General features: G+C 41.7%; 13 protein-coding genes. All 13 read right to left on the bottom strand.

From position 1 onward, the window contains the following. Window positions 1–56: 56 nt before the first annotated feature. Window positions 57–1619 (bottom strand): calcineurin-like phosphoesterase family protein, encoded by a 1563-nt coding sequence (locus JL001_RS06455; protein ID WP_200975313.1) that lies wholly within the window; start codon window positions 1617–1619, stop codon window positions 57–59. 190 nt (window positions 1620–1809) lie between these two features. Beyond that, complete coding sequence (locus JL001_RS06450) at window positions 1810–3246, bottom strand: SusD/RagB family nutrient-binding outer membrane lipoprotein (RefSeq protein ID WP_200975312.1); 1437 nt, start codon at window positions 3244–3246, stop codon at window positions 1810–1812. 21 nt (window positions 3247–3267) lie between these two features. Continuing rightward, window positions 3268–6750 carry a SusC/RagA family TonB-linked outer membrane protein gene (locus JL001_RS06445; RefSeq protein WP_200975311.1) on the bottom strand — a complete coding sequence of 1161 codons (3483 nt, stop codon included), beginning with the start codon at window positions 6748–6750 and terminating at the stop codon, window positions 3268–3270. An 85-nt stretch (window positions 6751–6835) separates the two neighbouring features. Further along, a complete protein-coding gene (locus tag JL001_RS06440) occupies window positions 6836–7816 on the bottom strand; it encodes a FecR family protein (protein WP_200975310.1) in 981 nt (326 codons plus the stop codon). Between the two features lie 166 nt (window positions 7817–7982). Beyond that, window positions 7983–8540, bottom strand: coding sequence for an RNA polymerase sigma factor (locus JL001_RS06435; RefSeq protein ID WP_236252732.1), 558 nt, complete (start codon window positions 8538–8540; stop codon window positions 7983–7985). 104 nt (window positions 8541–8644) lie between these two features. Continuing rightward, a complete protein-coding gene (locus tag JL001_RS06430; RefSeq protein ID WP_200975309.1) occupies window positions 8645–9580 on the bottom strand; it encodes a hypothetical protein in 936 nt (311 codons plus the stop codon). A 7-nt stretch (window positions 9581–9587) separates the two neighbouring features. Next, a complete protein-coding gene (locus tag JL001_RS06425) occupies window positions 9588–10997 on the bottom strand; it encodes a VWA domain-containing protein (protein ID WP_200975308.1) in 1410 nt (469 codons plus the stop codon). A gap of 163 nt (window positions 10998–11160) precedes the next feature. After that, the gene (locus JL001_RS06420; protein ID WP_236252731.1) at window positions 11161–11814 is read right to left on the bottom strand and encodes a YdeI family protein; all 654 of its coding nucleotides are present in this window, start codon (window positions 11812–11814) and stop codon (window positions 11161–11163) included. A gap of 108 nt (window positions 11815–11922) precedes the next feature. After that, window positions 11923–12441 carry a DinB family protein gene (locus JL001_RS06415; protein ID WP_200975307.1) on the bottom strand — a complete coding sequence of 173 codons (519 nt, stop codon included), beginning with the start codon at window positions 12439–12441 and terminating at the stop codon, window positions 11923–11925. 36 nt (window positions 12442–12477) lie between these two features. Next, on the bottom strand, window positions 12478–12993 hold the full coding sequence (locus JL001_RS06410; RefSeq protein WP_200975306.1) for a hypothetical protein: 516 nt from the start codon (window positions 12991–12993) through the stop codon (window positions 12478–12480). Between the two features lie 147 nt (window positions 12994–13140). After that, complete coding sequence (locus JL001_RS06405) at window positions 13141–13455, bottom strand: HNH endonuclease (protein WP_200975305.1); 315 nt, start codon at window positions 13453–13455, stop codon at window positions 13141–13143. 40 nt (window positions 13456–13495) lie between these two features. Next, complete coding sequence (locus JL001_RS06400; RefSeq protein ID WP_200975304.1) at window positions 13496–14011, bottom strand: hypothetical protein; 516 nt, start codon at window positions 14009–14011, stop codon at window positions 13496–13498. A gap of 329 nt (window positions 14012–14340) precedes the next feature. Continuing rightward, window positions 14341–14874, bottom strand: coding sequence for a hypothetical protein (locus tag JL001_RS06395; RefSeq protein WP_200975303.1), 534 nt, complete (start codon window positions 14872–14874; stop codon window positions 14341–14343). Window positions 14875–14924: the final 50 nt, after the last annotated feature.

Raw genomic sequence — 14924 nt, 5'->3', positions numbered from 1 at the left:
AATAAAAAAAGCCGGAAAGCCAATAGGCTTCCCGGCTACAAACTAAATCAAAAAAATTATTTTATATGGTAGGTCTTTTTACCATAATGTTTCTTGCCAAACATATCCGTAGCTTCAACTTCAATGGTATGGACGCCCTTTTCCTCTTTGGCATTGATTCCTGCTCTCCAAAGGTGGGTGCTCTTCACTGGGTTGGAGGGTCTCCTGCCATCCAAAAGCTGCTCTGTGGTGTCCCACTGATAAACATCCAACATATAGCTTGGATCGTATTCTTCCAGGTAAGTCATTTTCTTCCAAGGGCCATTGTCGATTCTGTACATTACTTGATCCTCAGAAGTTCCCATGAAAAAGTTCACAAAAATACCCGCTGAAGTTCTTTTATCTTTTTCCAGCACCTTCGGTGCAAAAATCTCCATTTGGTAATCATCAGCTTGATCCACCACTTTGTAGCGGATTTCATATTGATTTCCTGTAAAATCAATAAAAGCATAGCCTTTTGGTGTTCCATCTCTCATGGTTGACTTGGGAATCCCTTTCTTATTCAACGTACCGGAATACCAATCACCAGAAGTGGTTCCCACATTATAGTGGTGGTGGGGATGCTTTTGGTTCCAACCATCTTTTTCAAAGAAAAAGTCCTGCTTCTGCAAATGAGTGTGCGCAGATAAGGATAATGTGTATGGGAAGTCACTTAACAACTCAAACAGCTGCTCCCTATCTTCATCTACAAACGGGTCCCCATCTGGTTCACTCAGTGGAATGTGAAAAGCCAGTACAATCAGGTGATCATTGGGCACATGCTTCAAATCATTTTTAACAAATGTCAACTGATCGTCTCTAAATCCACCCCAATAGCTCTTGCCGTCCCTAGGATCTGGATAGAGGATATCATCCAATACGATAAAGTGAACCTTTCCATGGTTAAAGGCATAATTGGCAGGGCCAAAATGTGCCTCAAAGGTTTCATCAGCCAAATGGTCTTCTTTCACATCAAAGTTAAGGTCATGGTTACCTAATACATTGTACCAAGGAACACCTACTTTAGCTGTGGCATCAATATAAGGCTTGAAAAGGCTGAGATCATTTCCCACCAAATCACCCAAGGAAAGGCCAAAATCAATTCCTTCAATTCCAGTCACTTCTGAAACCACCCCATTATCAAAGTGATTGACTTCCTCAATGGTGTAAGGCTGAGGATCCCCAAAGATCAAAGCAGTGAAGTTGGACTTGTCGGTTAATGGGATCAATCCAAAATCAACCTTCTTGGGCAGCTTGCCAGTCGGGGCTACGCCAGCAAATTCTGTCTCTGGAGAACCTTCGGGCTTATGAATGTAAAAATACTGGGGCAAGTTTTTATCATTCACAGGCACCTGATAACCAGAAGGCTTGATCACAAAAATGATCTGATCATCTGTCACAGGTAACTCATAACGACCCTTTTCATCAGTCAAGGTGACTTCCACTCCATTGGAGACCGCCACTTGGGCAATGCCCTTTTCGCGGCCTTCTTTTTTTCCATTACCGTTCAGGTCTTCATAAACCGTTCCCTTGGCAGTTTCCTGAGCCATGGCAGTCCATGCTGAAGCCAAAAGCAAACCTGATAAAAGCAGTTTTTTCATTTTACTTGGTTGGTTTAATATGTAAAATATACTTCTCAATTAAGTTTGATAAATATGTCCAAAATCCATCCAGCTGAACTTAAAGAACTGCTGGATGGATTTAATGGTTATTTCATGTGCTACCCTTTGATCATTTTAAAGCTGGAGATAAGATTTTCAAACTCCAGTTATATCGACCAAAAGGACTCTATTAATTCTCCCACCACACTTTGGTGTTGATATCGTCAGATCCCATGCGGGCTACAGCAGCATCATAATTTTCTTTGTTATTGATTTGCACATCCACTGGATACATAAAGCGAACAGGCACTTGCTGGTCATTGAGCATTCCCTCGTTTTTAGGTAGAATAGGCAAACCAGTCCTTCTATACTCAAACCATTGTTGATAGTCATTGAAGTACAGTGCATAATACTTCTGGAGCATGATACGCTCTAAGCTTCCATCATAAGCGGCAGCTGGATTATCAAAGTAGCCCGAAGGAGTCTCTACCCCCCACTGTTCCATAGCTGCGGTCACACCGTTTTCATAATGCACGGCTGCATCAGAAGTAATATAACCTTTTTGTGCCAACTCTGACTTGATCAGTTCCACCTCTGCATAGGTCAGGATCAAGGAAATCATTGGTGCCTCCACCAAAGCCCGGTTATGGTTGGAAGGAATAAAATCAAATTGATTTTCACTTCCCGCATAACCGCTTGGGATGCCTTTGTATCCTATGGTCGTTACACCATCGGTTTCCCTGGCTTGTGTGGCAAATTTTGACCTTCTTGGATCATCCATTTCATTGAGGTTTTCCAAGAAAAATTCACCCATAGCCCTAAAGGTGGTAAAGTCAATGGATCTGCCCCAAGGGGATAGGTTGGGCGTTACCCCTGTGATCTGCAGTATAGCAGACTCCGCAGTATTTTCAAAAACGGGATAAGTCTCAGGATTGGCCACCATTTCTGCCATTTTGGTATAGGCATTCATTTCAGCCCTGTTGGATACTCTTAGCAATAACCTTAGTCGAAGGGAATTGCAGAATTTCTGCCATTTGGCCACATCATTATGAAAAAGAATATCATCACCATAAACCATATCCCTTTCCAAATCATAAAGGCCATTGGCCGTCTCCAAGTCAGCCAAAATCTGTGTGTAAACTTCTTCTTGGGTATTAAAGGCTGGTCTCAGAATTCCTTCTTCAGCCCTACTGGCCTCTTCCATGGGCACATCACCAAAGCTATCAGTCAATTGACTGTACACCCATGCATTCAAGGTCATCGCAATGGCCTCATAATTTGGATCCTCAGAAGCTATGGCTGCTTCCCGCATTTCTTTGATATTGATCAGCCAACGATAATAGGTATTCCATGTTCCATTACCGGCTGACTCGCTGATATCGTAGCGATGATAACCGCCAGATGCGCTTGGAAAAGGCAGGCCCACTTGCATGATATTGAATGTCCAGGCATCTGCACGGTCAGTATTATAGCTAGCTACACTATAGATAATAGGGTTCAATAGCGTGCCCGGGCTGATCTTGTCAATTCGGTTGGGATCTGTATTGATCTCTTCAAAGTCTCCAGTACAGGCTTGAAAACCTTGTACCAAAACCATCATTAGTAGTATATAGAAAGACTTTTTCATGATTTATCGCTTATATATTATTTACAATTTTAAAGTTAGGTTGACACCGAATGTTCTTGGGGTTGGCATTTGTCCCATTTCTACGCCAGGCATTAAAGAGCCTCCATTGAGCGCTGCTGTTTCCGGATCAAAGATGGGGAAGTCAGAAATCAAGGCCAGGTTTCTGCCATACACCGCAAAGGAAGCCTGACGAATCAACACCCGCTGTAACCAAGCCGAAGGAACATTCATCTCAAACCTTACCTCTCTCAACTTGATAAATGACGCATCAAATGAGTTGGACTCCACATTGGCCCTTCTGTAGTAATCTTTGTAATAGGCTGGAACAGAAACCTCGGTAGTATTTGGAGAGAAAGAGCCATCATCATTTCTCACTACACCATCTCCTATGATGAAACCATCTTCCCTGCCCATCAGGGTATGCATCAATTTCCCTTGCTCGGACATTTTATGATGGGTTTGGGAATAAATCATTCCACCATATTGCCCATCCAATAAGACACTTAGTCTGAAGTTTTTGTAGGTAAATTCATTTCTGAAACCGGCTTTCCAATCTGCATATGCATTGCCGATGTATTGGATCTCGCTAGGTCGCTCTGGCAAGCCATTAGCATTATAAACGATCTGCCCTTCTGGGTTTCTGACAAAACCATATCCATATATATCGCCTGTGGTTCCGCCCACTTTGGCAATGATCGACGCTTGGCCACCCGTTGCAATGGTCTGGCTGTCTTCAATTCCATCAGCCAACTCCAAAACTTTATTATCATTCTTCGACCAGGTCACAAAAGTCTTCCACTTGAAGTTGGTTTTCAAAATAGGAGAACCATTCAAAACCAATTCAATTCCTTGGTTCCTAACTTTTCCCGCATTCAACACTGCCCTGCTATAGCCAGTGGTTCTATCCACAGGCACTTCCAAAATCTGGTTTTTGGTTATGCTCTTGTAAAAATTGATGTCAGCGCCCAACCTTCTTTCCAAAAGGATAAATTCCAAACCTGTTTCATAACTGGTAGTGATTTCTGGCTTAAAGTCTACATTGTGCAGTGTAGTAGGCACAGAACCAGAACCCGGGAATTCACTTTGACCGTAGTACTTTTTAGTTTTGTAAGGATCAGTATCATTACCTACCTGAGCTGCAGAAAGTCTGAATTTAGCAAATGAAATCGCCTTAGGAAGGGTGAATAGGTCTGTCAATACAAAACTGGAACTGGCAGAAGGGTAGAAGAAGGAATTGTTTTGTACAGGTAGTGTACTTGACCAATCATTTCTCCCAGTCAAATCCAAAAAGATCTTCTCATCATAGGAAAATGAACCCAATGCATAAAGACTGTTGATCTGACGGTTATTATCCCTAGTTGTCAATACAGGGTTGTTGATACCGTTAGACAACTTGTAAACTCCTGGAATCACCAAGCCATCAACGGAAGCATTTACATTTCTGTATTCCCTGCGCATGGTGTTTCCTCCGGCACTGATGCTCATGTCAAATTTCTCTCCCAACTTATCCCTATAAGTCAACAAGAAATCCGTATTGATTTCATAGTTGGTGATGTCTTGCTCTTTGTAATAGCCTCTTTGGAAATTGGCGGAGCTGTATGGTCTCTGCTGTGCTCTTTCCTCTTGGCTCATCGCAACACCTGAACGAACCATCAAGTCCAACTTATCAGTAAAGCTGTAGGTAGCTGAAAGATTTCCAAGTACCGCGTTGTTGTTCACGGAGTTGGTCATCTCATACGCAATCAAGAACGGGTTATCGATATAGCTACTGAATGGATGGATCTGCTCCACATTTTCCATTCCTTCTTTCCAAATAGGGCGGTACCAATCCAAGTCAATGCTTGGGTTTTGGAAGATCATAAAGTAAGCAATGGATTGGTTGTTATAGCCAGTGGCAGGAAGGTTGTCACTTTGCTTATGGGTATAATTGACCTTGGCATTCAGCTTTAATCGATCGGTAATATTTTGGTGAACACTCAAAGCCGCCACATACCGCTCAAAACCTGTATTTGGCATGATCCATTCATTCTTGGTGTGGGTCAAAGAGGCCCTGACACCACCATTTTTAGTTCCTCCTTCGAGAGCAATATTATTGGAAACCGTGAAGCCTGTTCTCCAGAAGTCTTTTACGTTATTTTCATAAGGCCTCCATAGTTGTCGCTCCGCAGATTGTCCTTCTAATTCCGGATCATACTGATAGTAATATTGCCCCTCAAACTTTGGCCCAAAAGCACTACTGGTTCCTCCGGTACTTTTACCATCTTCTGAAGCGCCATAGGAATAATACAGTTCGCCAGCCTCATTGAAAGCAGTACCTGTACCTTGACCGTAAACATATTGTGAATCTGGCCATCTCAGCACATCGTTGACGCTCACATTGGTATTGATCGATACGCCGATGCCTTTGTCCTTTTTATTTCCTGATTTGGTGGTGATCACCAAGGCACCATTGGCTGCCCGGCTACCATAAAGTGCGGTAGCACTAGCACCTTTCAAAACCGTAATGTTTTCAATATCATCCGGGTTGATGTCTGCAATGCCATTACCGAAATCAATGGGCACATCGTTTCCAGAACCTGCGCCGTAAGCATTGCTGACCCCTGAACTGGTCAATCCACTGTTCATGGGAACGCCGTCCAATACGATCAAAGCGCTGTTGCCATTTGGATTAAGGGAATTATCTCCCCTGAGGCTGATCTGGGTAGAGTTCATAGGTCCTGAACCGGATGAAAGCACATTTAAACCCGCAACCTTACCCACCAAGGCATCAGCCCAGTTATTGGATTTGGCATCAAGCAATTGCTCACTTTCCACTTTTTGGGTAGCATAACCTAAGGCCTTTTCTTCTCGCTTGATTCCCAAAGCAGTCACCACTACTTCTTCCAAAGCCTTACTATCCAAGGCTAAACTCACCTTCAAAGTCGAGTTATTTTCCACTTTTACTTCCTGGTTAAGGTAACCTACGTAGGAAAAGACCAAAACATCACCTTTTTCCACCTGAATGGTAAAGTTCCCTTCCAAGTCGGTCACTGTTCCCCGGCCTTTGTCCTTGAGCAGAATGTTTACCCCTGGCAAACTTTCACCAGTCTCTGCATCTGTTACGATCCCTTGGACATTGATCTGCTCAGCAACAATAGATTCTGGCCTTTTCTCCTTTTCGCTTACAGCCAAGGTTGTATTGACCTGCTTGAATTTCAAGTTGGACTGACTGGATATCTCCTTGAGCAAGGACTCCAAATCTTGTCTTGATTTTGAAATTTCCACTTTTTGGGAAACTTCCAAACCACTTTCATAGGAAAATTTGAAGTTGGTCTGCCGCTCCACCTCTGCAAAGACGCTATTGATCGCATAAGCATTATGGCCCAAGCGAACATAGGTATCTTCCAATTTTTGGGCGTTAACCCTTTCTGCCATGACCAACTGCGTGCCTACATGACAAAGAAAAATCATAACGAATAGCCTCATCGTTAACCACTTTAAGGATTCAAGTAATTTTTTTTTCATAATTTTGATTGATTGGTGTGATTAGAACTAGGAATTGTAATCTGCCATCTACTTAAGCGGGACTGCGGGAACAGTTCCGCTTTTTTTAGCAGCCCTTAAATCGAATGTTTACATTTTTATCTTTGATATTATAGTTCATGGGAATAGAATATTTTACGGCCTCTAGCAGGTCTTCTAACTTCATGTTTTGGTAAGTACCGGTAAGCTCGCATGAAATGGATGTCTTAAAGTCTGCTTCTATTTGTACTCCATACCAATCCTCCAGCATCTTAACCACTTCAGGCATTTTGTTCTGTCGAAAAACCAGCTTTCCTTCCATCCACCCAAACTCCTTTTCCAGATCGGGAATATTGTCTACCTCCGCATTTTCATCGATCAGTTGCAGCTGCTGGTCTTTTTCTAAGAAGTGGGCTTGATCCTTGTCTCCCTGAAGGGCCACACGCACCTTTCCAGACCGTACTGCCACCTTTTCTGCCATTCCCTTTCGGGCTTGGATATTAAAGGAAGTGCCCAACACTACGGTTTCCAGTTTTTCAGTTTGTATGGTAAATGGCAAAGCTTCATTTCTGGCCACATCAAAAAAAGCTTCCCCCTCCAGTTTGGTAAGTCTCCTTTGGTTAAAATCCTTATAGACATATATTTTGCTATTGTGATTTAAATGGATGACCGTGCCATCAGGAAGCTTGATTTTCCTTTTTACCCCTGTAGGATTCTCAAAAAGTTCAAAGGAGTCCTCTGCCACCATGATTTCCTGTTCCGGGGACCAAACTCCTTTCATCAGCCACCCAAAAGCCATCACCAGAACCAATGAGGCTGCGACGGCCCATCTGACATGGGTAAAATGAGTTTGTGACTTCGGATAAAGCGCTTTACTCGGACTAGTATGCCTTTCAATGCTGGAAAATAGTTCTTCCTTGACCTGCTGTTTGTTTCTTCCCTTATGGTCTCTGAGTTTTACTTCAGCCCTTTCTTGCTCCAGGTACCACTGATCCAATGCGGCTTTTTCTTCGGAACTGATTTTTCCCCGAAGTGCTTTTTGAATCAAATTGTTTACTTGTTTATTCACTGGTATGTATTGCTACTGTTCACTTATATAGTGATCAATCAACAGGTCCACTACCGAAAAAAATGATTAATGAATTGTTATGAATAAAATAGCTACTTGATGTTTTGATAACATAAAAAATCACAACTGACCAGTGGTATCTAAGCAGTAAAGAAGGGAAAGGGCATTAGTTAAGCAGCATCAAGGCAATGACAGGTGCATATTCTTTTAATTCTGTCCTGATGAGTGACAAAGACTGACTCATTCGATTGTGGATGGTTTGTGGGGAAAGGTTGAGCTTTTGGGCTATTTCGTCTGTAGAAAGCCCTTCAAACCTACTCATGGTAAAAATCAATCGTGACTTCTCGGGCAATTTTTCCAAGGCTACCTCGAGCTCTTGGTAAAGATCCTGAAAACCTAAAACATCCTCCTGATAATAAAGAACATCTTGACCTGCAATCTCAAGCTCTCTTTTGATCCTTTGGGCATCCAACTTTTTAAGCACCTGATATTTGACCGCCGTGTGCAAATAGGCCTTAAGCGTGGAATGAAGCTCCAAAGATTCCCTTCGATTCCAAAGGTCAATAAAAATTTCCTGCACTAAATCCTCCACCATCACTTGATCCAAAAGCCTAGCATAAGCTGCTTGGTATAAGCTCTCCCAATGGGCCTCATAGATCTGCCTAAAAGCATTTCTACAGCCTTGATTGACCTTACTTAACAACTCTTTATCAGATGGATACACTTTAGACTAAGGATGATTTACCCAAAATTAAGGGCTCAAAAATCTACTGTAAGGAATATTGAGTTAAAAAATCATTAAATGTTTACCAAAAGAGATACTGCCAATTAGCTCAACAAATTATAGTTAATGAGCATTTGGTCACCGGCCCTCCACTGAATCCACCCCTTTCCCACTTCTTTAAAATCAGTATCCAGCAAAGCCACCATCATCCATTCTTCTTTGATCTCCAACGCTCTCATAAACTCAAAATCCTGAATTACCTCTCCTGCATACGACAAAGGCTTAATGCGCACCGTAGTTTGTTCTCCTTGGTTAAACTCCACGGAATGCATTCCCAAAAGAAAATCTGGCCAAAAAAGGAGCATTCCAGATTGCCTTTGGATAAATGCAGTCTGATGGGTCTGGACATTGACTTCTATTTCAATGTATTCCCTGCCAGCACCAAGTACTCTAAAATAAAGTATTCCATAATCCAACTTGTTGATCTCAGGGAGCAACCAGGGAGGAGCATAACTGATCCCCGGATTTCCATTTTGATCATTCATAAAGACCAAACTGTCATAAATAGTTGTATTTAGGTTTTGGTAATTTTGAAAAGGGTTGTTGTAAAAGTAAAGCTTATTTCCATCATCAACCTGTGGAGCAAAAAAACCTAAGCCCATCATCTCGTCAGATTGAAGAAAATTTACAGGTTGGGTAGTAGGTGAGGGCTTTCTGATCACATCCTCTTTGGGTTCTTCTATCCTTTGTACTGTTAAGATCCGAATCGCCAAAACACCCAATAACAACAAAACAAAGCCCCCAAGGACTTTATTCATGGTCACGATCTTTCTTTGGTCCAAACTATAAACCGCAATGATGGCCAGCACAAAAACACCAAAGCCTGTCATGACCCCGTAACCTAGGACTATGGCACCCCCGGCCAAACCCTGACCGTCACCGGCTCCAGCAAGGCCTGCGGTAACGGTTCCCAATATGGTAAATACCACAAAACAAAGTAGATAAAACAATAGGCTGGAAGCTTTGAACATCTTTTTCATTACGCTCTTATTTGATGCTTAATATTTTTTCCACTGTTTCGCCGGCCTTCACTTCCAAGCTAAATGTTTCCGAATACCCTGCATGCTTTCCAAGGCTCATTACCGAGATCTCATAGGTTCCAGGCGTAAGAATAAATGATCGGGGATTGTTATTTGGCGCTGTATAGGTTCGGCTACTAGCCTCCACTTTTTTAGTGCCGGGATCGGTGACTTTTACCACTGCATCTACCAATTCTTCCCCAGAAACCACACCTATCTTGGCCTCACCAGATTGAAAAGTATGTGCTATCTTTTTGGTTTCTCCTGCACCAATTTGAACACTGTCTATCCTATGAAAGATTTGAGGCCCTTTGATCACCAATGCGGTCAACTCTATATCATACATTCCGGGATTTAATTCATAAGTATCTTCCCGCCCATAGGTTCTTCCACCAGAAGATGCTTTTTTGCTGCCTGTAGGGAAAATCTTTACCATGGTATCCCAACCTTCTTCATTATTCTTGGCCATCACTAAAAACTTGGCTCCATCAAAACTAATGGTTTGATGAACTGTTTCATTGGCCTTGCTCTCCAGACCTGCTACCAACAAAGGCATTACATCACTGTCTTCCAATGGGGCCACCTCCAAATCATAAATTCCCGGGGCAAGGTACATTGACCCAGTATCCCTATAGGTCCTGGCCATGGCGGCCAGTTGCTTAGTTCCTGCCTTATAAGCCCTTGCCAAGGCATCAACAGGAACACCATTTTTAAGAGCCGATACGGTGAAATTTCCGTCCGGTTTATCCACCGTCTCTTTGGTGACTTCTTGAAGCACCTCGCTCAAACCTTCAGCATTATCAGCATCATAATACTGCCCTTCACCTGCTTTGGCGGCACATATTAAAGGTGCGGTTTCCTCTTCCTTAAGCCCAAAACCGACAATATGCATCTTAAAATCAATGCCTTCAGCTTTGGCGGATTGGACCACTTTGCATAAATCACCGTCACAGGATTCTATCCCATCCGTCACCAGGATTACAGTCGCCTTTTCTTTTGACTCCCTCAATTTTCCGATAACCAATTCCGCTGAGTAGGCCAAGGGGGTTTTTCCTAATGGCTTAATGTTTCCCAAAGCTGTATTGACCTGGGATTTGGAATTTTGTTGAGTGGCCACTACAAATTCCACATCACGGCAATCGGTCTTGTTTCGATGTCCATAGGCTACCAAACCAATGGCTTGCTGATCCGGAAGCTCTTCGATAGTTTCACTTAATACTTGTGATGCAATCTCCATTTTGGTTTTACCATCGATTTGGCCCCACATGGAACCGCTGGCATCATAAATAAAAATGATGGGAGAAGGTTGGTCTTGGGCTTTAACTCCAGAAAAAAATAGTGAAGTCAAAAATGTCAAAATCACTACTAAGGCTTTCATTTTTAGCAGGTTTGGTCTAATTAAATTTAACTAAAAATCAGCTCAAAATGCTAAAGAAAAGCACTTTCTAGAAATTAGGCATCAAATCATAGACAAACAGAACAAAAGCATTGATCAACTAAAGCATAGGAGTACTGTAAAAGGAGCAATTAAGGCAAATCGTTTATTTGCCTTTCCATTCCTTCATATATTTCCAGTTTCTGGGCTTGCCTTCTTCCATGTACTCAATAGCTGTTTTTAACCTTTTCTGACGGGTTTTGTCTGTCTTGGCTTCTTCAAGCCATTCGATATAGTCTTTCTGATTACTGTAACTGAATTGCTCAAAAGTATTCAATGCATCGGGAGCAGCTTCAAGGGCAACTTTTAAATCCTCAGGAATGCTCAGGTCCTTCTTCTTCTTAGAGGGCTTTTTGGGTAGTTTGACCCCTTCTTCGTTTAAGGTGATGGCTTCATGCAAGTAATCCAGCATCTTTTCATCTGAGGGCAAGTCCTCCATACTCGTGATCTTCCCCAAATGTCCCATCGCTGTTTCTCCCACAGCATTCTCCTTCAAAACAGGATCTTTCATCAAGGTCCCTTTCCAAAACAGAAAGGCACAGTGTGCCTTGAAGCTGGCCATGCAGCATAGGATTTCATCTCGATACATAAAGTGGGGCATGCCCCATTTGATGGTTTCCTCTATTTCCGGGCAAGCTTGATGCACCAAGGCCCTTAAATGTCTTAAAATAGGTTCAGCAAAAGGCTGTGCCTTTGTGATATACGCATCAATCCTTTGATCATGTGAGGGATGAAAGTCCATTGTTTTCTTCTGAGTCATTATAGGGTAAATTGGTTATTTCAGATGATATTTATAAAAACTTCAGGTTTCATACTACATTGCAATTTAAAAGTCTTCCAAACCTATTGAAAACAGGCCAATTCACTATCATTTAGTTCTATTTTTCTGATTTAAATCCATACCGGCATAAAAGCCCAAATCTCTTTGCCGAAGAATCTTGGTCCAAAAAGCAATCTGACCTGTATGGTATGAAAAATGCTCCACAGCATGAATGATATTCCCCACTCCAGTATAACTAAATCCTTGCACACTATACTTTGTTTCCATTCCTTCCTGGTCTAGCTTGTCAATTGTGGAGCAGGCATCATTGATGGTATTGGTCAGCTTCTCTATCAATTCCTCCTTACTATATCCCCCAGAAGCGGAAAATTCCTGATCACGGTCTCTGAGGTCTTCCTGCTGCCCTAAAGAGGAGATGATGTATTGTGTGACATTGCCACATAGATGCAAAACCAGGTTACCCATGCTATTGGAAGCATCGTTCGGTCTGTGCCAGATCTCTTCCTCGGACAACCACTCCAAACAGCTATTGATTTTTGCGCTGTTTTCCTTTAACCTAAATGTAGCGTGCTTTTTTATTTCTGTAACGATCGGATGCTCGTTCATGACTAGTTTCTTTTTTAATGATCAATTAAAATATAATTACGGTAAGTCTGGGGTTGATTGAGCTTCATCCCGTGCCAATAAAAACTGAATGAGATCATTGGGCTTTTGGGTTCCTATCAAGAATTTCTTTCCACTCTTCAGCTGGATAGCCAGTCCCTTGCTTCCTTTGATATTATAAACGGTACCATAGCGGGTAAATAGCCGGATTCCCCAGCCCACGAAACCATAATCAACTACTTCCGCTTTCTCCACTTCTGCCCATTGGACAACTTTCCGCTTAAAAGGGAAGAAGAACATTTCTATTTGATGCGCATTGATGTGGGTGCGGAGGCGGATAATCATAAAGAGCATATCCACCGCCAGTATCAATAAAAAGCTCATCACCAGCCCTCCATTGGACATGGGTTCGTCTCCAAAAGGCTGTTCCAAAACATACTGCTGATACATGCCATAAACAGGCACCAAGGTCACCGCAACCAGCATCAGCCATACCCACCATTGGTCAAAGCGTTGGCTTTCTTTGAAAATTCGATATTGATACTTTAGGGCCATAATGATCCTTTTTCTTATACAAACGGCTAAGCCGAAAAGGAGTTGTTAAAGCGCGCTACTGGCCATTCCTTTCGATATGTAGATAGGTATTTTCGAGCTTAATTTGGTATGGTTTAAAAACGATCCTGCACACAATTCTCATAAAGACTACATATCATAATTCAGAGCATCTTTTACCACTTGAGCAACAGTTTGTGAGGTGATATTTTTGGATTCGCAATATTTGGACTTCAGCCAGTCTTTAAGTTTTTTAGCACCCTTACTCGCATTGCAAGAAACGCAGCACAAAGCTATATTTTCGGGGCTATTGATTCCAATGTCATTAACAATGTGTTCCCACGATTGCCTGAATTTACGCTCTTTGTTATCTGATTTAAATTCTACACCACAATAAACACAAGATGTATCTCTACTCTGAACAAGTTGCTCGACTTCTGATGGTATTCCCCACTTATTTTCCATTCTAGTCAGTGTTTGTCAATACTGTAGAACGGCCCAAAGTTTACTTTGAGAACCAACTTTTTATTTTACGAAAGATGCCCGTCTGACTTTCAGTCTTTACTGGCACAAGTAGCTTTTCTTTTTTTACTAGTCCGTGCCAGTTAACCGTCACTCGTTCCAATGGCATTGTCGAGTCAGAGTTGGTGAGTTTCTCACCCCCTGGTTCAAGTGTAAGGACAAAACTTAATTTATTGTCTGGTTGGTCTTTATGGTAACTGTAAGCTTTTATGATTTTGTCCCCTTTCTTTTCAAGTTCAATCATTACATTTCCTCTGATAATGTCCTTAATACTTTCGAGTGCAATTCCAATTATCTTGTGTCTTTGAATGTCTTTGCTTTTCTCTTCGTCAACCCAATGAAGTGGATAATGGGAATGATCAAAGTCAGTAAATACTGTTATTTCGCTGTCGCCAATGTCTAAATAGATTTCTCCAAACTCAGGGTTGTCTGACGATACGTAAAAGCAAAAACTTTCTGGATGAATGAATGGCTCTCTGAACTTAACTTTATCGGTCAATTCAGGAAACCACTTTTTGAACTGCCGTAAACAATCCTTTTGTAATTGATTTGTCGGTCTAAACTTGTGAATGTCTGCCAAGCTATTTTCTATTCTGACTTTTATAAAGAAAAATACAATTAATAACTTTTTTTGAATTATAATTTATCAAAACTCTATCTAAACTTTAATAGGCTTTCAACCCTTAGACCTGAAAGTAAGTGTCTTTAATATTGAGAATTTGAACCCAACGCTCATTCTTTTAACTTCTTTGGTCAATTTTAATAATACCCAAAGGAGCCAAATCTTTTGGTAACTTAGCGGTCAAACAGGTAAATCCACTTTTGATTTTAAAACTTTTTGCAAAAGCCCAATGACAAAGACCAGGTATCATAGCCCTTTTTAAAATCAAACATCAAAGCAGGAACAAACTCCCAGTTATTCTGCATTTCTATGGCATATTCTGTTCCTAACCTGAAAATCGCCAAGTTCTCGTTCTTTTCAAATTCTGCACCTCCACCGGCAAAAACCGCCCATTTTTCGGTCAACTCATAGTTGGCCACCAAGGCAAAAAGCATGGCCCGCTCTCTTTCCAATTCCTCGCTTATGACAATATAATGGTCTAACTCCCAGTCCCACATCATCCCAATTTCCCAACGTTCATGGATTTTTCTGAAATAATCGAAACCTACCGCTGGCACAAAAAAACCATCTCCCACTTCCATTTCCTCTAACTCAGCACCTTGAGGAATCCAGGTATAACCCAAGGAAAATAAAACCCTGTTTTTGGTCTCACCTTCTTCTTCCATTTCCTCCTGAGCCATCAAAGGAGTTACAAAAAACAGGGAAAGAATAATAAGTAGGATAGAATTCTTGAATTTCATGAGCTAAAGTATTTTGTAAGTTTTTAAACCTGAGCAACTGACACAAAATA

Origin of the sequence: Echinicola sp. 20G (assembly GCF_015533855.1) — a bacterium.
Lineage (GTDB): Bacteria > Bacteroidota > Bacteroidia > Cytophagales > Cyclobacteriaceae > Echinicola.
Note: the sequence above shows the minus strand (reverse complement) of the source record. Positions and strands in the feature narration are given on the sequence as shown.

Coding starts and splice junctions, on each gene's coding strand:
- JL001_RS06455 (WP_200975313.1), bottom strand. CDS start 1,619: ATGAAAAAACTGCTTTTATCAGGTTTGCTTTTGGCTTCAGCATGGACT.
- JL001_RS06450 (WP_200975312.1), bottom strand. CDS start 3,246: ATGAAAAAGTCTTTCTATATACTACTAATGATGGTTTTGGTACAAGGT.
- JL001_RS06445 (WP_200975311.1), bottom strand. CDS start 6,750: ATGAAAAAAAAATTACTTGAATCCTTAAAGTGGTTAACGATGAGGCTA.
- JL001_RS06430 (WP_200975309.1), bottom strand. CDS start 9,580: ATGAAAAAGATGTTCAAAGCTTCCAGCCTATTGTTTTATCTACTTTGT.
- JL001_RS06425 (WP_200975308.1), bottom strand. CDS start 10,997: ATGAAAGCCTTAGTAGTGATTTTGACATTTTTGACTTCACTATTTTTT.
- JL001_RS06420 (WP_236252731.1), bottom strand. CDS start 11,814: ATGACTCAGAAGAAAACAATGGACTTTCATCCCTCACATGATCAAAGG.
- JL001_RS06415 (WP_200975307.1), bottom strand. CDS start 12,441: ATGAACGAGCATCCGATCGTTACAGAAATAAAAAAGCACGCTACATTT.
- JL001_RS06410 (WP_200975306.1), bottom strand. CDS start 12,993: ATGGCCCTAAAGTATCAATATCGAATTTTCAAAGAAAGCCAACGCTTT.
- JL001_RS06405 (WP_200975305.1), bottom strand. CDS start 13,455: ATGGAAAATAAGTGGGGAATACCATCAGAAGTCGAGCAACTTGTTCAG.
- JL001_RS06395 (WP_200975303.1), bottom strand. CDS start 14,874: ATGAAATTCAAGAATTCTATCCTACTTATTATTCTTTCCCTGTTTTTT.